Origin of the sequence: Myxococcus sp. XM-1-1-1 (genome assembly GCF_020037095.1) — a bacterium.
In the GTDB taxonomy this organism is placed as follows: domain Bacteria; phylum Myxococcota; class Myxococcia; order Myxococcales; family Myxococcaceae; genus Myxococcus; species Myxococcus fulvus.
The window spans coordinates 582216-606203 of record NZ_JAIQDH010000002.1 but is presented as its reverse complement, the minus strand read 5'-3'; the positions used below and the strand labels follow the sequence as shown (position 1 = coordinate 606203).

Here is a 23988-nt window from a genome sequence, read left to right as displayed (position 1 = left end):
CCCCCACCTGGCATGTCCCCGCCCGTGAGGTGAGCTGAGCGACGCTCCGCCTCAGGTTCGGGGCACGCGAGCAGCGAAGGTGGTGGCGATGATGCGGTCGGCGAGCACCGGCCGCGCGTGCCCCATGCGGTGCGTGTTGAAGGCATAGACGAGGCGCCGGCTCGAATCCCGCGTGGCGCCCATCCCGCTGACATAGCCCTGGCGCGCCCCGCGCCGTCCCCACACCGTCACGCCGCCCAACTCGTAGCGCGCCAGGCCCGCGCCGTGCGCCGCGCGACCACCGTGGGCCGAGGGCACGTCCGGCACGGTGAACATCTCCTCCAACTGCTCGGAGGGCAGCAGCCGGCCCCGGAAGAGCGCGGAGAGGAACGTGTCCAGGTCCGCGGTGGAGGAGATCATCTCCCCCGCGGACCACATCAGGGACTGGTTCGCCTCCGTGACGTCCACCCAGCGCTGCGTCCCATCCGCGCTGGCGAGGGCCTCGTAGCCCCGCGCGTGGGGACCGGGAATCGTCGGGTCGTTGCCCGGCACGGACGTGTCGCGCAGGCCCAGCGGCGTGAGGATGCGCTCGCGCACGGCATGGCCGTACGGCCGACCCGTCACCTTCTCGATGAGCAGCCCCGCCACCAGGTAGCCGATGTGGCCGTACTCCTGCACGGTCCCCGGCGTGAAGCGCGGCCCCTGTGGGAGCGCCAGCGCCACCAGCTCGCGCGGAGACCAGCGACGGAAGCGGTGCTCGAAGAACCACTCGGGATGGCGCATGGACAGCGGGACACCGGGCAGGCCGTGGGTGTGGTTGAGCAACTGCCGGACGGTGATGAGCGGATAGTTGGGTGGCAGCAGGCCGGGCAGCGAGTGTTGCACCGGACGGTCCAGGTCCACGCGGCGCTCGCCGGCGAGCTGCAACAGCACCGTGGCGGTGAAGGTCTGCGTGAGGCCGCCGATGCGGAAGCGCGCGTCACCAGGCATCGGCGCGCCGGTGTGCAGGTCCGCCACACCCGCGGAGCCGAGCCAGCGGCCCGCGGAGCCTTGCACGCGGACCTGGGCGGCCGTCGCGTCGGGCAGCTCGATGATGACCTGTCGCAGCGTCTCGCGGTCCAACGGGGCCAGCAATGACTGGCCCCAGTCCAGGCCCTGTTCACGGGTGTCCACTTCGTTGGAGAGCGCTTCGTCCCCGGGAGCACACCCCGTCCCGGAGAAGCTCACCACCAATACCGCGGCACCGACCCGCAGACCCCGGCGCGGGACATCCATGTTCCCTCTCCCCTCTCGAAACTCCGGCCCGGGGACAGAACACCAGTGAGGGGGAGCGGTGTCACCCGCTCCGTGGGGATTTCGTGGACTGGACCACGTCAGGTCAGCGGAAGCGTCGGGCCCACGCCTCCACGTAACCCTCCGGGGCGGCGATGGGCGCCTCCCTCAGGGCCTCGGGCAACGCGAAGGACTCCAGCACCCGAGGCACGTGGGGCAGCAGTTCCACGCAGGCCTCGCGCAGCTCCACGTCCAACCGCCGCGCCTCCTCCGCGCCGAGCAGCCCCTCGGACTGGAACCAACCCGCGTGACGCCGCAGGCCGTCGGCCACGAAGACCCGGAGCACCGCGCTCGCCGTCCGGAATCCCTCCGACGACGGGACCTCCGCCCGGAGCGCCACCTGCAAGCACTCCAGCGCGAGCGCCTCGCCCTGCGCCTCCGCCAGGGCGATGGCCTCCGTGGACCACGCGTTCCAACGCTCGAAGCGATCTTCCCCGGGCCCCAGAGGCGCCTCCAGGCCCTGAGCGATTCGCGTCCGCAGCCGTCGGGCCCGCTCGGCGAACAGGCTGGAGCCCTCCGTCCGCGCCGCGTCCGTCCCCTCCGAGGGGGTCCGGAGGTGCTCTCCCATCACCAGGCGCCTGGCGGCGGTGAGCTGCAGCACCTGGTTCTCCCCTTCAGCCGTCATCACCGCCTGACATGTCCCCAGGTACTCCGGGATGCGATTGATGCCGAACATGCCCTGCGCGCCGCAACGCTCCCGACACGTCTGGATGATTTCGAAGGCCGTCCGGGAAATGTACGGTTTGAGCAGCATGGCGAGCAGCGAGAGCCTCTCGCGCTCCTCGTCCCCCTCCTCACTGAAGCGTTCCTGCACGAACCGGCCGAACAGCGTGCAGGCTTGGATGCGTGCCAGCCCGATGAGGAGGTCATGCTGGACGTTCCAGCACTCCAGCATCGCAGCAGTGCCCCGGTCCGGCACCGCGACCCGCCGCTGGCGGGCGTAGCTCAGCGCGATGGAGAGCGAGGCCCGGGCGCTCGCCACCGCCCCGCACGACAGGGCCACCCGCCCTGTCTGGAGCATCTCGATGGTGCGCCTGAAGCGCTCACGTCGGCCGTAGTCGCTGTGGAAGACCCCCTGCTCGCTGATGGAGCCCGCGTCCCCCGGCAGCCAGTCCCGGAAGGAAAGCCAGACACGGTCGAACCCAATCATCGCGTTGTCCATGGCATACAGCGGCCGCTCCGGCTGGGGCACCACACGCACGCCCTGATGGAGGCTGCCGTCCTTCCCCCTCAGGCGGAGGATGAAGGGGAAGACGCCCTGGTCCTCCCCGGCCACCTTGAGCCGCGCGGCGATGACGACGAGCTTGGGGACGTCCTCCGCCCCCACGTTCGGCATGAACTTCAACGCGGCGTCGCGCGGCGTGGTCAGCCAGAAGCCGCGCCGGTCATGGTCATACTCGGCCTCCGTCTCCAAACTGAAGACGGTGCTGCCATACCCCAGCTCCGTCAGCAGGAAGACGCCCACCGAGTCCCCGCTGTCGAGCTCGCGCAGGTAGTCCTCCAGGTCCGTGCGCCCGCGCCCCAGGCTCAGCAGCGCGTTGAGCGTGAGGTTGAAGTGCCCGCTGAGCACCAGGAACAGCTCCGGCGCCAGCATCGCCGACCACTCGAACAGCGCGAACAGGCTGGGCAGGTCCTGGGCGATGGCCTTCCCCGACCCGAGCCCCCGGTGCACCTCCTGGAGCTGTCGGTACGCATGCCGCGCCCGCTCGCCCAGCGTCTGATGCTCCCGCTGACGGAACACCTCGGCGGCGAAGAGCCGCGCGAAACGGGACTCGCGCTCACGCGCGTTCGACTCGGCCACCGGAACACGGGACTCGGACATGCGGACCTCGCTCTGGAGTGGACAGCGGCGTGTCTGATAACGCAGACCCCACCACACTGCCCAATCAAAGACAAACATCCAGACCCGCAATCCCAGCCATCCATTCCCCGCACCCGCCTCCACCTGCGGGCGAGCGCGAAGCCCCCAGCCCATCCGCGCTCAGGAGGCCACGAGCGCGGCGAGCAGCTTGCGCACCTCCTCCGGACCGCTGACGCGATAGGTGGCGCGCGTGGGCTTGTTGCCCGCATGAATCGTGAGTCCGTCCTCGGGCATGGCCTCGAACAGGTCCTCGTCCGTGCGGTCATCGCCGATGGCCACCGCAAGCGTGCCGGGGGGCAGCCCGCGCAGGACGCCCTCCACCACCCGGCCCTTGTGCACGCCGTGCGGCCGCACCTCCACCACCTTGTCGCCTGGGAGGACATCCACCGGCCTGCGCGCGAAGGTCTCCGCCAGCTTCAGCCGCAGCTCGCGCGACTGCAGCGCGCCGAACTCCGGGTCCACCTGCCGGTAGTGCCACGCGAGCGACGCGGACTTCTCCTCCACGAACGAGCCCGGCACGCGCGCGGCGAACTCGTCGAGCACCGGCCGGGCCGCGGCCTTCCACTCGGCGGACACCCCCTCCAGCATCTTCCACGTGTCCCCGGGCCTGGGCCGCGACCACAGGCCGTGCTCCGCGTAGAGCCCCAGGTTCAGCGTCCCGAACCACGCCTCCAGCGTCTCCTTGGGCCTGCCGCTCACCACGCTCACCGAGAGGTCCGGCCGCGCGAGCAGCTTCGCCAGCAGCTCGCGCAGCGCATCGTCCGGCGCGGCCAGCTCCGGCCTGCGCGCGAAGCCCACCAGCGTGCCGTCATAGTCGAGCATCAGCGCCAGCCGCCCGGCGGACTTCATCACCTCCAGCGCCTCGGTGGCGCCCTGGAACTTGCGGACGGAGACCGAGGGCAGCCCCTGCAACCGCCCCAGGAAGCTGGACACCCACCAGTGGACGTCATGGGCCTTCACCTGCGCGCGCAGGGCGCGCATGCGCTCGCGGCGCTCGGGCTCGCCCATCTCCAGCGCCTCCTCGATGGCGTCCGCCGCCTTCTCCACGTCGTAGGGGTTGACGGAGACGGCCCGGTGCAGCTCGTCCGCCGCGCCGGCGAACTCGCTGAGCACCAGCACGCCGTCATCGTCCGGCCGGGCGGCGCAGAACTCCTTCGCCACCAGGTTCATCCCGTCCCGCACCGGCGTGACGAGCATGACGTCCGCGGCGCGGTACAGCCCCGTGAGCTGCTTCTCGTTGAAGGAGCGGTAGAGGTAGTGCACGGGCACGTTCTGCGTCGTGCCGTACTGGCCGTTGATGCGCCCCACCAGCTCGTTCACCTGCTCGCGGTACGTGGCGTACTCGCTCACCTGGGTCCGGCTGGGCACCGCCACCTGGATGAAGCGCAGCCGCCCGCGCCACGTGGGCTCGCGCTCCAGCAGGCGCTGCACGGCGAGCAACCGCCGGGGGATGCCCTTCGTGTAGTCGAGCCGGTCGATGCCCAGCAGGATGCGCTGGCCCTCGGCGCTGCGCCGCAGGGACGCGACCTCCTCCAGCACGCTCGGCTCCTTCGCCAGTGACTCGAAGGCCTCCGTGTCGATGCCCATGGGGAACGCGCCCACGCGCACCTGGCGCCCTTCCCACATGATGCGGTCCACGTCCGTGTCCAGGCCGAGCTGCCGCAAGAGCGAGCCGGAGAAGTGCCGCACGTAGCTCACGGTGTGGAAGCCGATGAGGTCCGCGCCGAGCAGCCCCTTCAGCAGCGCCTCGCGACGGGGCAGCGTGCGGAAGATTTCGGACGAGGGGAACGGGATGTGGTGGAAGTAGCCGATGCGCGCCTCGGGCAGGCGCTGGCGCAACAGCCCCGGCACCAGCATGAGCTGGTAGTCGTGGACCCAGATGATGTCACCGGGTTGATAGTGCCGGGCCACCAGGTCCGCGAAGCGCTCGTTGACCTTGCGGTACACCTCCCAGTCGCGGTCCTGCCGGGGGACGCGCTCCAGCATGTAGTGGCACAGCGGCCAGAGCACCCGGTTGGAGTAGCCCTCGTAGTAGCGGCTCACCTCGCTGGGCGACAGGTGGATGGGCACGCAGCGCTCCTCGGCGAGGCGGGCCTCCACCTGGGTGCGTTGGGTTTCCGACAGACGGGACACGTCACCGGGCCAACCAATCCACAGGCCGCCGGAGCGTTCATGGGGTCGTCGAAGGCCCGTGGCCAGCCCGCCGGAGCTGAGCACCACGGCGACACTGTCCTTCTCCACCTTGACGGTGACAGGGAGACGATTGGAGACGAGCAGGAGTCGAGGCATAGAACCTCAAACCCTTATTCACTCCCTCCACGAATGGCCATCGCCGATTCGCGCGAGGTGGCGATTGTTGGACCCTCGCGTGTCGCCCGAGGTGCCCAGCCCAGTCGCGCGAGCAACGCGGGCTCGCGGCCGGGTTTCCAGATGAACGCATCCAGCACGTAGTGCGTGGCCTGCGGCAGCGCGAGCAGCGGCACCACCAGCGCCAGCAGGTCCGGCGACAGCGTCCACTCCGAGCCCCCGAAGAGGCCCGTGCGCTCGTGCCAGATGAAGCGGTCCCACAGGAGCTCCTCCGCGAACGCCAGCGCCACGAGGAACAGGAGGAAGCCCGGCAGGCCCGCGCGGAGGATGGAGCTGGCGACGCCGAAGTCCCCTTCCCCGTCGCGGCCTCGCGCGTAGCGGAACAGGAGCGCGAAGTACGGCACGCCGTGCAGCACGACGTTCATCACCGTGAAGGTGAAGTCGTCGCGCGCGAGGACGATGCCGCCGAACCACGTCACCCACGTGGCGCCGATGAGCAGCACCTTGCCCAGCTGGAGTCCCTCGCCGCGCGCCACGCGGGCGAGCTGGAGGCCAGCCCAGGTGAGGAGCACGCCCGCGTGCAGCACCAGGGCCACGGTGCCGAGCCACGGGGGCAGCCCCGGGAGGAAGTCGCCCTCGACGAACCACCAGAACGCGCGCGGCAGGTTCGCGTGCCACCACACCACGGGGCCCACGGTGGCGGCGTAGATGGCGGCGGCGTCGAGGCGACGCTCCAGGTCCGAGGCGCGGGCCTTGCGCGTGTAGAGCGCCACCCAGCCGTACTGCTGGCGGACGAAGTGGAACAGCGCCACGTAGGCGAACAGGGTCCAGAACGCGCCCGCGGAGATTTGATGCGCCAGCACGCCCACGACCCAGGCGACCAGGGGAGCCCCCAGGTAGAGCCCGGGGCGCTCACGCAGCTGCCCCGGGTCCAGGTAGGTGCGGAACAGCGTGGACCAGACGTGGGCCACGTCCACGCAGACGACGAGCAGCAGCCACGCCCAAGGAGGCGTGTCCCCCGCGGCGCCGAGCCACGGCGCGGCGAGCACGAGGGCCACGGACGCGAGGGCACTGCCAGCGAACACGGCGAGGTCCACGCGCGGACCGAACAGCCAGCTCTGGGAAGGCGCGAGGAAGCGGGGCATCCGGACCGAGAGGCTATCAGCACCGTGGAGCGGTTGGGTGGCGAGGCTCGGCCCCCTCGTGGGGGCACGAGGAGGCGAGGTGTCCAGGCCACATCGCCATCAACTCGGATGAGCCGAGTGGTGCGCCGCTCCCACGTGGGCGACGCAGACGGAGAGCACGAGAGAGAGGCGGGCATCTGACCAGGCCGGCAACGCCATGGAGTGGAGGGCCCCAGGCAGGGTGTGTCCGGCCCTCGCGGCGATTCAGTCCGCGCCGGGAAGTGGAGGGGCTTGCAAGCGCGGCGCGGCTCCCGCGTAGTGCGCCTGTCGACCTCCTTCCCGAAGCTTCCGCCATGTCCTCCACGCCCCCGCCCCCTCGCTTCCGTCGTCGGCTCCTGGCGGTGATGCTCCTGGCGGGACTCGTGCCCCTGGTGTTGCTGGGCGTGGTGGCGCAGGGCGTCCTGGAGCGTGTGCTGTCCGTCTCCGTCGCGCCCGTGGAGGCCGTGCTGGACGAGGTGTCCGTGAACCTGGAGCGACAAGGGCTCTCTCGTGACGCACTGGACGAGGCGCGGCTGAACCTCGCGCAGGCGGAGCTGACCCGACGGGCACTGGCGCGCCGGGTCCCCGCGTTCATCACCGTGCTCGTGTTCGTCTCGGGCTGTGTGCTCGCGCTGGCCGCCGTGCTGCTCGGCCGCGCGCTGACCCGGCCGGTGACGACGTTGACCGAGGGCATGTGGGCCTATGCCCGTGGCGACCTGTCGGTGCGTCTGCCTGCCGTCGACCCGCCGCGCGACGAGCTCCAGTTCCTCCTGGGCCAGTTCAACCGGATGGGACAGGAGCTGGTCGCACAACGCGAGCGCGCGAAGTCCGCCGAGCAGATCGCCGCATGGCAGGACGTGGCGCGCGCCTTGGCCCATGAGCTGAAGAACCCGCTCACGGCGATGAAGCTCTCGCTCGCGCGGCTGTCGCGCTCGGACCCGGCGTCTGCCGCGGACACCACGCGCATCTCCGAGTCCGTGGCGCTGCTCCAGGAAGAGGTGGAGCTGCTCATGCGCATGACGCAGAGCTTCTCTACCTTCGCGCGGCTGCCCGCGCCGCACTTCCAGGACGTGCCGCTCCGGCCGCTGCTCTCCGAGGTCTGCTCACTGTACGCGCGGACGTCTGCGGTCCCCGTGGAGCTCGTCCCCGGTCCCGAGGTCTCGTTGCGCGCGGACCCGGACGGACTTCGCCGCCTCTTCGGCAACCTCGTGAAGAACGCCACCGAGGCATCCTCCGAGAGCGCCGCTCCGGTGCGCGTCTGCGTGGAGGAGTCCTCCACGGGCGGCGTGCGCGTCACCGTGACGGATGGAGGCAGCGGCGTCCCGGGTGTCCTCGAGGGCGCGGCGCTCACCCGTGGACTCTTCAGCACGAAGCCCGAGGGCAGCGGACTCGGGCTGCCCATCTCGCAGAAGATCACGCACGAGCACGGCGGACAGCTTCGCCTGGAGCCCGCGCCGGGCGGCGGTACGCTCGCCAGCGTGGAGCTTCCCCTCGTGCCTCCGCCCGCCCAGGTGTCTCCGTCATGAAGCCCGGCTCGCGCATCCTCGTCGTCGATGACGACCCTGGCATCCTCGACGCCGGTGCGCGACCTCCTGCGCGGCGTGGAGTCCCCCTGGTGCCACGGCCCCTCCAGGTGTCTCCGTCATGAAGTCCGGCCCCCGCATCCTCGTCGTCGATGACGACCCTGGCGTCCTCGATGCCATGCGCTGCCTCCCGCACGACGTGGAGCATCCCCTCGTGCCTCAACCTCTCCAGGTGTCTCCGTCATGAAGCCCGGCCCTCGCATCCTCGTCATCGATGACGACCCCGGCGTCCTCAAAGCCCTGCGGGGCCTGTTGAGCGACGAGGGCTTCACTGTCGTCGAGGCCCGCTCCACCGCGGAGGCGACCCGCGTCCTCGATGCCCCCGAGGCTCCGCCCGCGATGATGTTGCTCGACCTCCGCATGCCCGGAGAGACAGGCCTGGAGTTCCTCGCGCGACTGCCCCGCCCCCTGCCCGTGCCCGTCGTCGTGCTGTCGGGCGAAGCCTCTCCCTCCGAAGCCGCGCAGGCCCTGAAGCTCGGCGCCACCGACTTCGTGGAGAAGCCCCCTTCCCCCGAGCGACTCCTCACGGCGCTGCGCAACGCACTGGCGCTCGGCGCGCTCCAGGAGGAGCGAGAGCGACTGCTGGACGCGCTCGCCCGCCCTGGACACCTCGTGGGCGACAGCCCCGCCATGGAGGCCCTGCGCCGGCTCATCACCCGCGTGGCCCCGAGCGACACGGCGGTGCTCATCACCGGCGAGACCGGCACCGGCAAGGAGCGCGTCGCACGCGCGCTGCACCTGGCCTCGGGCCGCAAGGGACGCCTCGTCGCCGTCAACTGCGCGGCCATCCCGTCCACGCTGCTGGAGAGCGAGCTGTTCGGCCACGAGAAGGGCGCGTTCTCCGGCGCGCACAGTCGGCGCGCGGGGCGCATCGAGCAGGCCCACGGCGGCACGCTGTTCCTCGACGAGATTGGCGACATGCCGCTGGAGCTGCAGGCCAAGCTGCTGCGCGTGCTGGAGACACGCGAGGTCGAGCGACTTGGCGGCTCGGCGCCCGTGCCGGTGGATGCGCGTGTGCTCGCCGCCACCCATCAGGAGCTCGCCCGCGCGGTGAAGGACGGCCGCTTCCGACAGGACCTCTTCTTCCGCCTCAACGTGATGCCGCTCCACATCCCGCCGCTGCGCGAGCGCCCCGAGGACCTGCTCCCCCTCGCCCGCGCCTTCGCCGCGGAGTTCGCCGGACGCGAGGTGCCCCTGACGCTCGCGCCCGGCGCGGAGGTGGCCCTGCGCGCCTACCCGTGGCCCGGCAACGTGCGCGAGCTGCGCAACGTCATCGAGCGGCTCAACCTGCTGCGCGGCGACGGGCCGATGTTGCTCGGACCGGAGGCCGTCTCCGGCCCCCTCGCCTCCCCCACCCCCAAGCGCGCCAGCGTGGGCGAGAAGAGCTACCGCGAGCACGTCGAGGACTTCGAGCGTGAGCTCATCCGCGCCGCGCTCCAGGAAGGCGAGAGCATCGCCGGCGCCGCACGCCTGCTCCAGGTGGACCGGGGCAACCTCTACCGTCGCATCAAGGCGCTCGGGCTCCCCGTGAGCTGACAGCGCCTCACGGAGCCGCGGGCCGCGGCTTCACGTCCGTGTTCTGCCCCGCGACGATGCGCCACGCGCCGTCCGCCGAGCGCTGCATCACGTAGCGCATCTGCGTCCTCAGGACTCCCGGCTCGGTGTTCTGCACGCCCGGAGGAAGGCCCGGATGGCCCGTCACCTCGTGCGTCGTGTCCACCACCGCCACGTCGTCGCCGACGAAGGAGATGCGGCGCACCGTCACCTTGCTCTGGCTGCCCTTGAACAGCGACTCGAAGATGGCCGCGTGGCGCTCCTGGATCTGCGCCTTCCCCTCGAACATCGTCCCCGCGATGTTGATGAAGTCCGCGTCGGGCGCGAAGTCCTGGGACCACACCACCGCGTCCTGGCGGTTCCAAGCCGCCGTCTGCGCGTCCACCTGCTCACGAATCCGCTGCTCGTCCCGCGTGTGGTCCACGTGTGAACACGCCAGGGGGAACATCAGCCATGCGCACGCGGTCATCACCCGAAACCTCCGGGCGGTGTCGAGGGGCAGTTCGGGGAGCAGGTCAGCGAGCATCAGAGGGTTCTCGGGGTGGGTGGTGGCCTTGGCGTGCCATTCTATCCTTCGCTGGGGCCCGTCACGCGTTCAAATGACACTCCAAGGTTCCCGACTCCTTCGAGTGCGTTCTTGATGTCTTCGGAAACAACGAGCGCGACCTTGAACTTCTTCAGCCGGAAGACCTGCGCGCCCTCGGTCTTCGAGGGGTCGATGCGAAGCCCGTAGATCCAACGGTACTGACCTGCGAACTCAGGGAAGGTTCCTTCGCGGTAGTGCTGCACTTCCGCGCACCGTGCCTCATCAATGGCATCAACCGCCTTGATGGCATTGACGACGAAGCTCCTATCAGACTCTCCCTCGATTGACACAGGGAAGAGTTGAACGTCATCGGGTGCCAGGGTTCGGAAGACGTCAGCGATTTCTTCATGACCGAGGGGCGTTTCCTCGACCCCCGCGAACAGGAATGTGCGCTTCTGGCCGGGATGTGAAATCCGCGCTTTGAGGGGCCCAGGATCTACAAGGACGTGCCCTTCTGTGAACATCCAAGGCTCATCGAACGCCTCGCCAGAGGCTCGTGTTGGCGTTTCAAGGAGCCAATGCGGCACATTGGCAAGCCTCACCCAATAGAAGTGGCGCTCCACCCTACTCCTCCACCTTCACGATGAAACGCCGAAGCTTGGAGTCCGGCGTCATCAGCTCGTTCGCGATCTGCGCCAGCTCCTCCGTCAAGCTTGCACGACAGGTCTCTATCGTCCGGCAACGCGAAACAGAGCGGTCGAGGCGCTGCATGACCTCTCGATGGTACAGCTCGGGGTGAGGGCCCTCGTGCCCCTTGAGCCGCACCTTGTTTGCCGCATCCTCCAGACTCATACCGGCCTTCTTGAAGATGCGCTCACACTCGGGCGTCCACGGCCCCCCTGTTGCATCCGAAATCGAGTTCTTGTTCGTGCAGATGTGGTGAACAGGCCCGACCTCGTCACCGGGAATCCGCCCATCCGAGTACATCGCCAGGGCAGCGGCTGCGCCAGGCGCCAGCGCGACATGGAGCACGCCGGCGGCGGGAAGCGCCATCGAAGTCACACCGCCATTCATCGCCGCTCCGAGCTGGAACCCCGATTCAGCCCGCGCTCGGACCACGGCTTGCGAGAAGCCAGGGAGCTTCGGACCTTGAGCCGCCATGGCGTTCTTGCCGCCCAGCGCCGCGGTGACGAGCAGCACCAGGACGCGCGTGCCGTTCGTCCCCAACACCCTCCCGAACCGATGCCCGATGTCCTGCAACTCGATGACGCTCGTTGCTCGCTCCGCGTCGTCCCACAACCTCACGAAGCCCCGGCCGATCTCCCAGACCGGCAGGACGCCCAGGTAGGCCACCATCGCCGCCGTCAACGCCACCGCGATGACCTTCGTGATGGGCTCAGGAAGAGCCATCGTGAGGAGCACTGTCAAAGCAGCCGAGGTCAGCAGGGCCTTGAGTGCCGCCGGGTTCAGCACCTTGCCGACCTCCACCTCGACGCTCTCCCAAACAGTATCGAGCGCGAAACGACAGCGCCATCAACGTCCGGTCCCTGCGAGAGAAGGTCAGACCCGTTGCCCCAACGAGGGTCAGGCACTCATCGCCATCAGGGCAGATGCGCGCGGACAGCGACTCGGGCGAGCCTCCATGGCCTGAGTCCACAATGCCCTTCGAGGACGCGAGCAGCGTCCTGGACCGCACCCAACCTCGTTGGTCGGCCTCGTCCGCTTCGCGAAAGGCGACGTCCATCCGAAGGTCGAGGATGAGTGCCGTGAGGGCGGACTTGAACTCATCCTCGGTGACCTCGACCGGGTCAACGTCCACGGACTCGTGGACGACCCGCTGACCGCTCCCCGTGTCGAGCTGGACGACGCGGCCGGTGGCACAACCGGCCGTGAGCAACAGCAGCGGGAGTATCCCAACCCACCTCATAGAGTCCCCCGAAGGTGAATCTCCCGAAATCCAGGGCGGATGGCATCCTGGGTCCAGTGTCCAGCAACTTCAACGGGATTCCCCGTGCGACTCCCAGTGAGCAGGAAACCCAGGAAGCCCCGGGGCGATAATCCCATGCGGCCACCCCCAGGTCGCCCCACAGGAAGAGTCGCCCCATGTCGAACCGCATCGGCCGCCCCACCTTCGTCCCCACCGCGCAGACGGGCCTCACCCCGGAGCGCGAGCGGTCGGCCCGGGCCACCGGCGACAAGTCCTCCCAGACCCGCGCCAAGGTCGACCAGTTCGAGTCGCGCGCCGCCCGCCCCAACGCGTCCCTCCTGGGCACCGCGCTCCCGACGGCGGCGGTCGCCCTGCCTTCCAAGGCCGCGGACATCCAGCCCCAGCTCCACGCGGCCACGGGGTACTCGGCCCACTTCGGCTCGGGCAAGCGCACCGCCACGGCGCACGTCGAGGGCCAGGGACAGGTCCACCTGCCCACCGGCTCGGGCCGTGGCCCCTCCTTCCACGCGGAGGCGGGCAAGCCGCTGACGGTGACGGCGGACCCGGCGCGCTTCTCGTCGCAGCACCAGAAGGTGGAGCTGGTGTGGCGGCTGGTCCCCGGCGGCGCGGAGAACGTCGTCCCCATGTCGGACGGCACGCGCGACGCACAGGGCCGGCTGAACCTCCAGCCGGGCACCTTCGACGTCCCTCCAGACGCGACGGGCCTGGTGCGCATCTCCTTCCGCACCACGGACGCGTCCGGGCGCACCAGCAACCAGTGGGACCCGAGCAGCGACGCCTCCATCGCCTCCGCCGAGGGCGCGACGGTGTCCTTCACCGACGACTTCCAGACGCAGGTGGACGGCACGCTGCGCGCGGGCGACAAGCTGCAGCTCGCGTATGACCAGGACCGGCTCAAGTCGCTCGCGGGCGGCAAGACGCCCACCGAGGTCGTCGCCTGCGTCTCCTTCAACGGCGAGCCGCCGCTGGAGTTCCCGCTGGACCTGCAGGCCCAGGACGGCGGCAAGGGCGGCGCGTTCATGCCCTCGGTCCGCGTGCCCTTCGAGGCCACGGACGTGCAGGTCTGGTTCCGCGGCAAGGCGGACGACAACACGACGTGGGACTCCGCCAACGGGCAGAACTTCAAGTTCTCCGTGGGCGTCACGCGCGACGACGCGGAGCCGGGCTGGAAGAACGAGCTCTTGCGCAGCAAGAGCTTCCCCAACCTCAGCGCGGACAAGTTCGTGGGAATCGGCCCTTCGTCACAGCGCTACAACTGCATCGCGTGGACGCTGGGCAACCGCAACGAGTGGGTCTGGCCGGGCACGCGCGTGGAGGACTTCGACAAGCTCTACGCGCAGCAGGGCTACCAGCCGCTCGACACGTTGGACCTGAGCCACGACCCCACGCTGGAGAAGGTGGTCATCTACGGCCGCAAGCCGGTGACGGGCAACGGCCCGCTCGAGGTGACGCACGGCGCGCTGATGGACGAGCAGGGCCGCTTCACGAGCAAGATCGGCACCCAGCCGCTCATCCGTCACAACAGCGCTGACGACCTCACCGGGCCTTCGTATGGTGCGCCCGTGCGAGTCTACGTGCGGCCCCGGCCGGTGAGCGTGTCATGAGCCCGTCCAGCGAGCGCTTCGACGCCCTGGCCGCGGAGTGGGAGCGGCACTGCGAGGAGCACCGGGAGGCATCCAATCCCTTCGTGTTCGTCCAGCATCCGTCCTTCGAGTCGCTCGTGGGGCTCGGGCGCGCGGCGGTGCCGCTCATCATCGAGCGCTATCGCCACGGCAGCGTGTTCTGGGGCGCGGCGCTGCGCCGCATCACCGGCGTCACCACCTTCGGCGAGGGCGTCGTGGGGGACCTGGAGGCGAACCGGCGCGGCTGGCTGAAGTGGTGGGACGCGCACCAGGCCGAGTTCCCGGGCTGAGACGAAGCGGGACGCCGGGCCGGAAGGCCGCGCCCCGTCTGACACACCCACGTCCTCCGACAGCGCGAGCCTCCGGGACCCGGAGTGCTCCCTCGGGACAGGCGTGAAGACGTGCCGCAATCGCGGGGCGCGATGTCAGTATCACATCCGGATTCGACATCAGGATGTGCCCATGACATCGACACGGCTGGCCGGCCCTCGTCCTTTCAAGCACTTGTCACGACGCGGCGGCTGGAACGCAGCGTGCTCTGTCCCATGCGCATGAACCGCCTCGCGCTTCTCTCCTGCCTCGTCTCCCTCGCCTCCGGCGCCCAGTCCGTGCCGGACGCTGGCGTCGCCGCCGGGCCCCAGGCCGTCGACACGCCCTCCTCCACCACGCCTGGCCCCGCCACCACGGCGAGTCCAGGGAGCGCCGCCCAGCCCGAGGGGCGCGACCCGCGAGCCGACGACGAGCGTGACGACAAGCACGCGTCCGAGCCCGAGGGCGACTACGGTCAGCTCCGCGTGAAGACGTCCGAGGAGGACGCACGCGCCGAGCACCAGCGCTCGAAGCGCGGCAAGAAGTCGCGCGACGGCCGCAAGGACGCGTCACGCGAGCAGCGCGACCTGTGCGAGGACGAGGACCTGGAGGACGACGACAGCGACGAGCTGTCCGTGCTCGCGCCGCTCCAGCTCGACGTCGACGGCCGCGCGCTCACGCCGACCACGCTCGAGCTGCACGGCCTGCATCGGCTGACAGACGCCCAGGTCCGCGCCTTCATCCGTCCCACCCCGGAGGAGGGCAGCACGCCCACACCGGCGAATCTCCGGCAGACGCTGCGCCGGCTCGCGCGCACGGGCCTGTTCTCCCGCGTGGAGCCCCGCGTGCGCGTCACCGAGCAGGGCGCCGCGGTGCTCGAAATCCACCTGGAGGAGCACCCCATCGTCACCCAGGTGGAGGTCGAGGGCCTGCGGGACCTCCAGCTCGATGAAATCCTGGAGGAGCTGCTCCACCTGCCGCCGCGCTACCCGGACGAGGACGGCGACGAGGAGGACGAGGAGTTCGTCGCCACCCTTCGGGTGAACGGCGCGCGCGGCACGCTCACCGTCACCAGGCCCTGCCCGCCCCAGCACCCGCCCCGCGAGTGGCTGGCCCGAATGGACAAGGACACGTACCGCCCGGGCATCGTCCTCGGCGGCGTGACGGCCGCGCTGCAGCGCGCGTTGAGGGAGCTGCGCTCGGACGGCTACATGCTCGCGAGCCTCTCGGGGACGCTGACGCCGGACGGCAAGCTCACCGTCATCGTGGACGAGGGACGACTGGAGGCCGTCGACGTCGTGGGCGTGGAGGGCGCCATCGCCGACCGCGTGCGCGACGCGCTGGACCTCAAGCCCGGAGACGTCTTCCTGCGCAGCGACGCGCGCCGCGCCATGGAGCGGCTGGAGGCCCGCCTGCCGTTCCTGGAGGCGAAGAGCGTGGACACCGACTCCCGGGACACGGCCCGGCGCCGCGACGCGCGCATCGTCGAGGAGCGCACCGCCGATGGCGTGCGCCACTACCGGACGCAGGAGCAGAAGCGGAAGGAGAAGCGCCGCCGCGACAACGTCGAGGTCGAGCTGAGCTGGGGCGAGCTCTTCGAGTCCTGGCGCCACGGCCGCGACGGGGACGGCATCACCCTGGAGGGTCGCAAGCTGGTGGTGCACGTGCGCCCGCGCCGCCCGGACGTCGACGTGTCCCTGCTGCCCATCCACACGCAGGTGACGGGACTGGCGCCGGGCCTGGCGGGCTCGCTGCGCCTCTGGGATGGGAAGGACCGCATCCACACCACGCTCGACGCCGCCGCGTTCCTGGCGCTGCGATTGGGCGGCCAGAAAATCCCCGACGACCCCGAGGGCACGAAGCGGCAGCGCCGGGTGAACCTGCTCGGCGGCGCGAAGGTGGAGATTCCGGCGGTGGGCCTGGCGGAGCTGGGCGCCCAGGCGCACGACTTCACCGACACGCTGGACCGCTGGCGGATGAGCGACATCGACTCGTCGCTGTACTCGGCGCTCATCAACCGGCCGGACCGCGACTACTTTCGCCGCAAGGGCGTGGCGGGCTTCGCCACGTTCCGCTGGTCCGACTGGCTCGCGGGCGTCGAGTACCACTCGGACCGCTACGAGACGCTGCGCAGCTTCTCCCCGCCGCTCTCGCTGTTCCGCCGCGACTCGCCGCCCTTCCCCAACGCGCCGGTGACGGAGGGCCGCTTCCAGTCCGTGGTGGCCCGGGTGGAGTACGCCAGCAACGCGCCACGCGGAACGAAGGTGGGCTCGCTGTTCCGCACGCCGGAGACGGCGCTGCTCGACATTGACGGGGACTGGGACCACCGCCCGTTCCTGCACGCCTTCATGACGCTGGAGGTGGGCGAGGGGCCGGCGACCACCGGCGCGGACGAGCGGTTCTGGAAGCTGGTGGGCGACGCCTCCCTGGTGGTGCCCACCAGCGCGAAGACGGGGCTGCGGCTGCGCCTGCGGGGCGCGGGCGGTGACAACCTGCCTGAGCAGAAGCGCGAGGCGCTCGGTGGGTGGACGGCGCTGCGAGGCTTCGGCTTCAAGGAGTTCAAGGGCGACGTGTCCATGCTCGCGAGCGCCGAGTACCGGTGGCATGCCTTCGGTCTCTTCACGGACCTGGGCACGGTGCGCGGGGAGGGCGAGTGGACGGACCCGCGACTCGGCGTGGGCGCGAGCTTCCACTTCACCGACGACGTGCGCATGGACGTCGCGTGGCGCACGGACGAGAAGGCCACGGCCACGCCCGAGGCGCGCCTGTTCTTCGTGCGGACGTTCTAGAGGCCCATGGCACGCACGGGAATACACCGCAGACGCAGGCTCGGCGCGGCGATGGTGGCCGCGCTGGGGCTGTTCGCGCCCCAGGCCCTGGCGGAGGAGCCTCGCGTCGCCTGCACCGCCACGCTCTCCGGTCGGCGCGTGCTGGTGCGCCCGGAGGCCTTCGCCTTCCTCTCGGAGGAGCTGGACCGGCTGGTGCGGCTGGGCATGGCGGGCAAGGTGGAGGTGGAGCTGTCGCTGTGGAAGCGCCGGACGCTGTGGTTCAACACCCGGCTGGACGGCGCGCGGCTCACGCAGGTGATTGGTTACGGCCGCGAGGGCTATCTGCTGGATGGACGGCTGCTTCCACAAGGGCCCTCGGCGCTGGAACTGGAGCGCGTCGCCTGGACGCTGGAGTCCCGCCCCGACGTGGCCGACCGCTTCGTCGTCCAGGTGGAGGTGAGGCTGAACGTGGTGACGGCGGCCAGCCTGGGACGCATGGCCTCGTGGCTGCGGTGGAAGGATGAAGAGGCAGAGGCAGGCCGCAGCAGCCTGACGGGGACGCTGCTGCGCTCCGTCGCGGAAGACCTCACCCGACGCGCCTCCGGGCGCTGCGACGTCGCTCCGCCCACCTGAGGCGGAGGGACGCCCCGGCAACGACAGACACACACGCCCATCCCCATGGGTCCCACACGAATCGCGGTGCCCGGCCTCGCGTCGGGGCACGGAGAATGGTCATGCGCCGCTGGCTTCTCACCCTGTCCGTCCTGCTCACGTCCTGTGGGCTGCGCCTGGAGTCGCTTGGGAGCACGGTGCATGTCTTCGCGCCCGAGGACGCCGAGGCCCAGGGCGCGAGCATCCCGGTGCTCTATCTGGAAAAGGACCGCGCCCTCTTCTTCCCCGAGGGGGTGAGCGGCGCCGCCGGCGCCGTGGAGCCGCGCCCCAGCGAGCTCGTCGCGCTGGGGCAGCGAAAGGACATCGTCATCATCGCGGTGGACACGGAGCGCACGTCGGGTCCCTGGACGCCCTCCGGCATCCCGACGCGCTACGTCACCCACCTCGGCGCCACGGCCAAGCCCTGACGGCCCCAGGAAACCCTCTCACAAATCATTGACTAAACTACAGAAGCAACCAGACTGCGCCTGTCAATCAAACCCCTGGGGGGATTCATGCGCGATGTCGTCCGTGGACTCGTGGTCTGGGCGCTGTGCTCCACGCAACTGGGCTGTGGTCAAGAAGACCTGCAACCCTCGCACCTCGAACCGGATATCGAGGTCGTCGCCTCCTCGTCCGCCCCGTTGAGCACGAATGACGTGGGAGTCATTGCGCCCGCGGGTGGCTGCCCGGCCTTCGCTCCCACCGTCTGGATTCACATGGACAACGAGGACAGCCGCCAGACCAGCTCTGTCAGCGGCTGGGTGGGGGCCACCCAGGTGAACGGGGCCGGCAACACCACCTTCACCTTCTGTCGGGTCGACGGGAACAAGTTCAGGGCGCTCTCGACCAGCGCGGGCCCGTCGAGCAACTTCGCGCTGCTGAAGCTGGGGGCGAGCTGTCCCGCGGGCAGCGCCGAGTTCAGTCGCTACTTCGACAACGAAGACCGCGACAACATGAACTCGAACTCGAACTCGGCCAACATCTGGCCCAACCTGCAGGGTCGGGACACGACCCTGTACTTCTGCCTCTTCACGGGGGCGACGACTCCCGCCAGCTCGCTGCCCATCCTCGAGTTCGAGTATGGCGTCTTCGCGACACCCTACTTCCGCTTCGGCAAGGGAGCGGGTGTCATCTTCACCGACGACGAGGACACCCGGAACGCCAACGCCTACACCGTGGCCTACGACTTCCAGTGGGCGGCCAAGGCCATCGTCACGGAGGGAGGGAACACGACGCTCTACACGGCCCACGCCGCGTATGTCTATTGCGGCGACAACAGCTGCAATGCCCACGAAGGCGAGCTGAGCTGCGCGTCGGACTGCACCGTCTGCGGCAATGGCATCTGCGGCCCCCGGGAGACCGCCACCTCCTGCGCCGATGACTGCGGTTGGTGCGGCGATGGGGTCTGCAGCAACAGCGAGAGCTCGAGGACGTGCGGGAGCGACTGCGCCCAGTGCGGTGACTTCGTCTGCAACGGTGGCGAGACAACCCAGTCCTGTCCGCTCGACTGCCGCAACTGCAACGACCTGACCTCCACCCCGGACGGGCTCATCCCCACCTGCCCCGGCCCCAACGGCTAGCCTCCCCCGAGGCGCGCCGCGATGCCGTGGCGCGCCTCACCCCACCCGCACCACCGCGCGCCCGAAGTTCTCGCCGCGAAACAGCCCGGCGAAGAGCGCGGGCGCGGACTCGAGTCCCTCCGCCACGTGCTCGCGGTGCTTCAGCGTGCCGTCCTGGAGCCACTCGCGCAGCGCCGTCCGCGCCTCGCCGAAGCGCGCGAAGTAGTCGAGCACCACGAAGCCCTCCATGCGCAGCCTGTGGGTGATGAGGAACGGCGTGTTCTTCAGGCCCGCGCGCTGCTCGGGCGGCACGCCGTAGTCCGCCACCAGTCCCGACACCACGACGCGGCCCCTGAGCGCCATGCACGCAAGCGTCGTGTCCAGCATCGTCCCGCCCACGTTGTCCAGGTACACATCCACGCCCCGTGGACACTCGCGTCGAATCGCCGCGCCCAGGTCCACCTCCGCCCGGTAGTTGATGACCGCGTCGAAGCCGAGCGCGTCCTTCACCCAGCGGCACTTCTCCGCCCCACCGGCGATGCCCACCACCCGCGCCCCCTGACGCTTCGCGATTTGTCCCGCGACGGAGCCCACCGCGCCCGCCGCCGAGGACACCAGCACCGTCTCGCCTTCCTGGGGGCGCCCCAGCTCCAGGATGCCGAAGTACGCCGTCAGCCCCGGGATGCCCAACACGCCCAGCTCCGCGGACAGGGACTCGCTTCCGCGCTCCACCTTGCGCAGCCCCTTCGCGCTCACCACCGCGTGCTCGCGCCAGCCCCACCCGCCCGCCACCACGTCCCCCACCGCGTAGCGCGCGTCCCGCGAGTCCAACACCTCGCCCACCGTCGCGCTCCCGATGACCTCTCCGGGCCTCAACGCCGGCGCATACGAGTCCACGCCGCCCAGCCGCGCCAACGTCCCCGGGTCCACCGACGCGAACAACGTCCGCACCCGCAGCTCCCCCTCCCCGGGCTCGCCCACCTCCACCGGCTCCAACCGGAAGTGCTCCGGCTCCGGACGCCCGGGAATGTGGCGCGCGAGGACGATGTGACGGCTCGGCAGAGGGCTCATCGACAGGCTCCGGGTTCGAGGCGCCCCACCTTCTTCCGTCCACCTCCGACTGGCAACAGGAAGTCATGTCTTCCTAGGCTGTCCACCATGACGAGTCTCCCCACGCCCCCCGTCCATCCCCTGCTCGCCACCGCCCGGGAGCTCGCGCCGCGCCTGTCCGAGCGCTCGGCCGAAATCGAGAGCGCGCGCCGCCTGCCCGCGGACCTGGTCTCCGAGCTCAACCGCGCCGGCGTCTTCCGGATGATGATTCCCGAGACCTACGGCGGCCTGGAGCTGCACCCCGCGCTGTCGTTCCAGGTCATCGAGGCGCTCGCGCGCGCGGACGGCGCCACGGGCTGGAACGCGATGATTGGCGCGGCCACCGCGCTGACGGCCGCGTGGCTCCCGGAGGCCGTGGGCCGCGCCATCTTCTCACGGCCGGACGTCATCACCGGCGGCGTGGCCGCGCCCCTGGGCCGCGCCGAGCGCGTCGAGGGTGGCCACCGCGTCACCGGCCGCTGGACCTGGGCGAGCGGCAGTCAGCACTGCCACTGGCTGATTGGCGGCGCGCTGGTGACGGAGGGCGGCAAGCCCCGCATGGTGCGCGAGGGCGTGCCGGAGACTCGCCTGTTCTTCTTCCCCGCCGAGCACGTCACGCTGCACGACACGTGGTTCGCCGCGGGCCTGTGCGGCACGGGCAGCGGCGACATGGAGGTGAAGGACCTCTTCGTTCCGGACGACCATGGCTTCTCGTTCTTCGCGCCCCCGCGCGTCGCCCGGCCGCTGTATGGCTTCCCCTTCGGCCTGCTCGGCCTGGGCATCCCCGCGGTGGCGCTCGGCATCGCCCGGCGCGCCATCGACGAGCTGACCCTGCTGGCCCGCCAGAAGACGGTGGTGGTGGAGCGCAGGCTGCTGGCCGCGCGCCCCGCGGTGCAGGAGGCCGTCTCCGAGGCCGAGGCCCTCGTGCGCTCCTCGCGTGCCTTCGCGCTGGAGACGATTCACGCCGTCTTCGACGAGGCCTCCCGCGGCCCCGCCTCGGTGCGCGCGAGGGCCGAGCTGCGCCTGGCCATGACCCACGCCACACGAAGCTCCGCGCGCGCCGTGGACCTCATGTACGAGGCCGCGGGAGGCCCCGCCGTCTTCCACACGAGCGCGCTCCAGCGCTGCCTGCGCGACGTGCACACCCTCACCCAGCACGCCATGGTGGCCCGGCCCACGCTGGAGCTCACCGGCGGAATCCTCCTGGGCTTCGACCCGCCGACGCCCGTGCTGTGACACGAAAAAGGGGCCCGGCCTCCCTGAAGCGCTGGGAAGAGACCGGGCCCCGAGGGGCGACGACGTGTCACCCCATGCCTACTGCCGGGCCATCGCCGTCTTGCGCTCGGACTGTTCGTCGCGCAGGTGCTCGCCCGAGACGTCCACCACGACCTCGCGCAGCGTGCCGCCGCGGAACGCGTAGGGCGCGCGGTACATCGAGCTCACCGCGGAGTTGTCATCCCGTCCGCACGTCAGCCCCTCGCCCAGGCTGATGACCAACGGCATGGTGGCGGCGATGTCGCTCTGCGCCACCAGCTCCCCGTCGATGAACAGCCGCCCGCGTCCCGGCGCGCCCTTGCCCTCGGCCAGGTCCGGCGCCCCCGTGGGCTCGAACTCGAACCTCAACTCAGAGGGCCCCTCGGGTATCTCCACTCCGGACTCGATGTGGAACTCGCGCTCGCCCACGAAGTTGTAGACGTAGTGCAGCCGCCGGTCCTGGATGAAGAAGGTGTAGCCGCCGGTGAGCCCGCCGTGGCTGAGCAGCACGCCCTCCGCGTCGCCCTCCACGTCCACCCTGGCGGTGATGGAGTGTGGCCGGTTGAGCACGTGCACCGCCACGTTCTCCGGCGCCGGTGACGTGTGCGGGCGGTACACGTAGCGCTTGCGGTCCCGGGTGATTTGCGGCCGCTCCTCGGAGAAGACGGCCCGGTCGGGCGACGCGAGCGGCATGACCTGGTAGCGCCCCGCCTCCACGTACCAGAGGGCAATCATCTCGATGAGCTTGCCCCGCTCCTCGGACGCGAGGTTCTTCGTCTCCGAGCAGTCCTCCGCCACGTGGTACAGCTCCCACCCCTCCGCGTCGAGCTGGCGCAGCCGCTCCTCGGTGAGCTTCGACTCGCCGAAGCCCTCGCCCGCCTCGGTGAACGAAGGGCCCGGGAAGGGGCACACCGCACGCCAACCGTCGTGGTAGATGGCGCGGTTGCTGAACATCTCGAAGTACTGCGTGCGGTGCCGGCTCTCCGCCCGAGCGTCGTCGAAGGTGTGGCGGAAGCTGACGCCCTCGATGGGAGACTGGGTGACCCCGCGCAGCGCGGCCGGCGGCGTCAGCCCCAGGCAGTCGAGCACCGTGGGCACCATGTCGATGGCGTGGCAGTACTGCGAGCGGATTTCGCCGCGCGCGCGGATGCCCTTGGGCCAGTGGACCAGGAACGGGTCCGTGGTGCCGCCGCGGTACACCTCCCGCTTCCACCGGCGGAACGGCGTATCCCCCGCCCACGCCCAGCCCCAGGAGTAGTGGTTGAAGTACCTGGGCCCGCCCAGCTCGTCGATGGCCTCCAGGTTCTGCTCCAGCGACTCGGGCGTGTTGTTGAAGAACTTCAGCTCGTTGACGGAGCCGTGCGGCCCGCCCTCCGCGCTCGCGCCGTTGTCGGAGATGACCATGATGAGCGTGTTGTCCAGCTCACCGGTCTCCTCCAGGAACTTCAGCAGCCGACCGATGTGATGGTCCGTGTGCTCCAGGAAGCCGGCGAACACCTCCATCATCCGCGCGTAGAGCCGCCGCTCGTCGGCGGACAGCGTCTCCCACTCCGCCACGTCCGGGTCGTGCCGGGACAGCTTCGTGCCCGGAGGAATCACGCCCAGCTTCAGCTGGCGCTGGTAGACCTTCTTCCGGTACGCGTCCCAGCCGTCGTCGAACTGGCCCTTGTACTTGTCCGCCCACTCCCTGGGCACGTGATGCGGGGCGTGCATCGCGCCCGTGCAGAAGTACATGAAGAAGGGCTTGTCCGGCGCCACCTGCTTGGAGTCCGCGATGAAGTCCACCGCGCGGTCCACCAGGTCCTCGGTGAGGTGGTAGCCCTCCTCGGGCGTCTTCGGCGGGAGCACCGGGTGGTTGTCGTGGACCAGGTCCGGGAAGTACTGGTGCGTGTCGCCGCCGAGGAAGCCGTAGAAGCGCTCGAAGCCGCGCCCCAGTGGCCAGCGGTTGTAGGGCCCCGCCGCGCTCGTCTGCTCCGCGGGCGTCAGGTGCCACTTGCCCAGGGCATACGTGTTGTACCCCTGCTCCTGCAGCATCTCCGAGAGGAACCCGTTCTCGAAGGGGATGGTGCCGTTGTAGCCGGGATACCCGAGGGAGACCTCGGTGATGGTGGCCATGCCGTTGGAGTGGTGGTTGCGACCGGTGAGGATGCACGAGCGCGTGGGGGAGCACAGCGCGGTGGTGTGCATGCTGTTGTAGAGCAGTCCGCCCTTCGCCAGCCGGTCCAGGTTCGGCGTGTGGATGGGCGAGCCATAACAGCCCAGGTGCCCGAAGCCCGTGTCGTCCAGGACGATGAAGAGGACGTTCGGCGCGCCGTCCTTCGCGCGCAGCGGCCGGGGCCAGGCCGGTGAGGACTGCTCCCACGTGCGACCGATGGTGCCGGGAAAGGCACTGCCCGGCGTGTATTCCTTGAGCGACATGTCCCTTGCCTCCGAGAAGACGTGACACCGCGAGCCGCGTCCGCGAGCCCCCGTCACGGGAG

At 70.2% G+C, this 23988-nt stretch carries 17 protein-coding genes and 1 pseudogene; 9 read left to right on the top strand and 9 right to left on the bottom strand.

Annotation, left to right across the window (positions count from 1 at the left end; all coding sequences use genetic code 11):
- Positions 1–51: 51 nt before the first annotated feature.
- The 4 genes from K8640_RS06520 to K8640_RS06505 form a co-directional block, all read right to left on the bottom strand.
- Positions 52–1254, bottom strand: coding sequence for a serine hydrolase (locus tag K8640_RS06520; RefSeq protein ID WP_223746270.1), 1203 nt, complete (start codon positions 1252–1254; stop codon positions 52–54).
- Positions 1255–1357: 103 nt separating this feature from the next.
- A complete protein-coding gene (locus K8640_RS06515; RefSeq protein WP_223746269.1) occupies positions 1358–3133 on the bottom strand; it encodes an acyl-CoA dehydrogenase family protein in 1776 nt (591 codons plus the stop codon).
- A 159-nt stretch (positions 3134–3292) separates the two neighbouring features.
- On the bottom strand, positions 3293–5461 hold the full coding sequence (locus K8640_RS06510; protein WP_223746268.1) for a bifunctional alpha,alpha-trehalose-phosphate synthase (UDP-forming)/trehalose-phosphatase: 2169 nt from the start codon (positions 5459–5461) through the stop codon (positions 3293–3295).
- 14 nt (positions 5462–5475) lie between these two features.
- On the bottom strand, positions 5476–6624 hold the full coding sequence (locus tag K8640_RS06505; RefSeq protein WP_223746267.1) for a hypothetical protein: 1149 nt from the start codon (positions 6622–6624) through the stop codon (positions 5476–5478).
- Between the two features lie 332 nt (positions 6625–6956).
- On the opposite strand from K8640_RS06505, the gene K8640_RS06500 reads away from it, so the two are divergent.
- Positions 6957–8168 (top strand): PAS domain-containing sensor histidine kinase, encoded by a 1212-nt coding sequence (locus K8640_RS06500; RefSeq protein ID WP_223746266.1) that lies wholly within the window; start codon positions 6957–6959, stop codon positions 8166–8168.
- Between the two features lie 240 nt (positions 8169–8408).
- Positions 8409–9761, top strand: coding sequence for a sigma-54 dependent transcriptional regulator (locus K8640_RS06495; protein WP_223746265.1), 1353 nt, complete (start codon positions 8409–8411; stop codon positions 9759–9761).
- Positions 9762–9768: 7 nt separating this feature from the next.
- Here the strand turns inward: K8640_RS06495 and K8640_RS06490 are convergent, their stop codons facing one another.
- The 3 genes and pseudogenes from K8640_RS06490 to K8640_RS06480 form a co-directional block, all read right to left on the bottom strand.
- Complete coding sequence (locus K8640_RS06490; RefSeq protein ID WP_141328359.1) at positions 9769–10248, bottom strand: SgcJ/EcaC family oxidoreductase; 480 nt, start codon at positions 10246–10248, stop codon at positions 9769–9771.
- 98 nt (positions 10249–10346) lie between these two features.
- A complete protein-coding gene (locus K8640_RS06485) occupies positions 10347–10928 on the bottom strand; it encodes an imm11 family protein (protein WP_223746264.1) in 582 nt (193 codons plus the stop codon).
- 1 nt (position 10929) lies between these two features.
- Positions 10930–12232: pseudogene (locus tag K8640_RS06480) on the bottom strand (AHH domain-containing protein).
- Between the two features lie 176 nt (positions 12233–12408).
- Between K8640_RS06480 and K8640_RS06475 the strand changes: the two are divergent.
- The 6 genes from K8640_RS06475 (at position 12409) to K8640_RS06450 (ending at position 19186) form a co-directional block, all read left to right on the top strand.
- Positions 12409–13857, top strand: coding sequence for a DUF6209 family protein (locus tag K8640_RS06475; RefSeq protein ID WP_223746263.1), 1449 nt, complete (start codon positions 12409–12411; stop codon positions 13855–13857).
- The gene (locus tag K8640_RS06470; protein WP_046711330.1) at positions 13854–14165 is read left to right on the top strand and encodes a hypothetical protein; all 312 of its coding nucleotides are present in this window, start codon (positions 13854–13856) and stop codon (positions 14163–14165) included. The genes K8640_RS06475 and K8640_RS06470 overlap by 4 nt, the downstream gene beginning before the upstream one ends.
- A 255-nt stretch (positions 14166–14420) precedes the next feature.
- Positions 14421–16973 carry a hypothetical protein gene (locus K8640_RS06465; protein WP_223746262.1) on the top strand — a complete coding sequence of 851 codons (2553 nt, stop codon included), beginning with the start codon at positions 14421–14423 and terminating at the stop codon, positions 16971–16973.
- A 6-nt stretch (positions 16974–16979) separates the two neighbouring features.
- Entirely contained in the window at positions 16980–17585 is a 606-nt protein-coding gene (locus tag K8640_RS06460) for a hypothetical protein (RefSeq protein WP_223746261.1), read from the top strand.
- A 101-nt stretch (positions 17586–17686) separates the two neighbouring features.
- Entirely contained in the window at positions 17687–18031 is a 345-nt protein-coding gene (locus K8640_RS06455; protein ID WP_223746260.1) for a hypothetical protein, read from the top strand.
- Between the two features lie 87 nt (positions 18032–18118).
- Complete coding sequence (locus K8640_RS06450; protein WP_223746259.1) at positions 18119–19186, top strand: hypothetical protein; 1068 nt, start codon at positions 18119–18121, stop codon at positions 19184–19186.
- Positions 19187–19222: 36 nt separating this feature from the next.
- Here the strand turns inward: K8640_RS06450 and K8640_RS06445 are convergent, their stop codons facing one another.
- Positions 19223–20236, bottom strand: coding sequence for an NADP-dependent oxidoreductase (locus K8640_RS06445; RefSeq protein WP_223746258.1), 1014 nt, complete (start codon positions 20234–20236; stop codon positions 19223–19225).
- 87 nt (positions 20237–20323) lie between these two features.
- Between K8640_RS06445 and K8640_RS06440 the strand changes: the two genes are divergently transcribed.
- Positions 20324–21490, top strand: coding sequence for an acyl-CoA dehydrogenase family protein (locus tag K8640_RS06440; protein WP_223746257.1), 1167 nt, complete (start codon positions 20324–20326; stop codon positions 21488–21490).
- A 78-nt stretch (positions 21491–21568) separates the two neighbouring features.
- On the opposite strand, the gene K8640_RS06435 is transcribed toward K8640_RS06440, so the two are convergent.
- Positions 21569–23926, bottom strand: coding sequence for an arylsulfatase (locus K8640_RS06435; protein ID WP_223746256.1), 2358 nt, complete (start codon positions 23924–23926; stop codon positions 21569–21571).
- Positions 23927–23988: the final 62 nt, after the last annotated feature.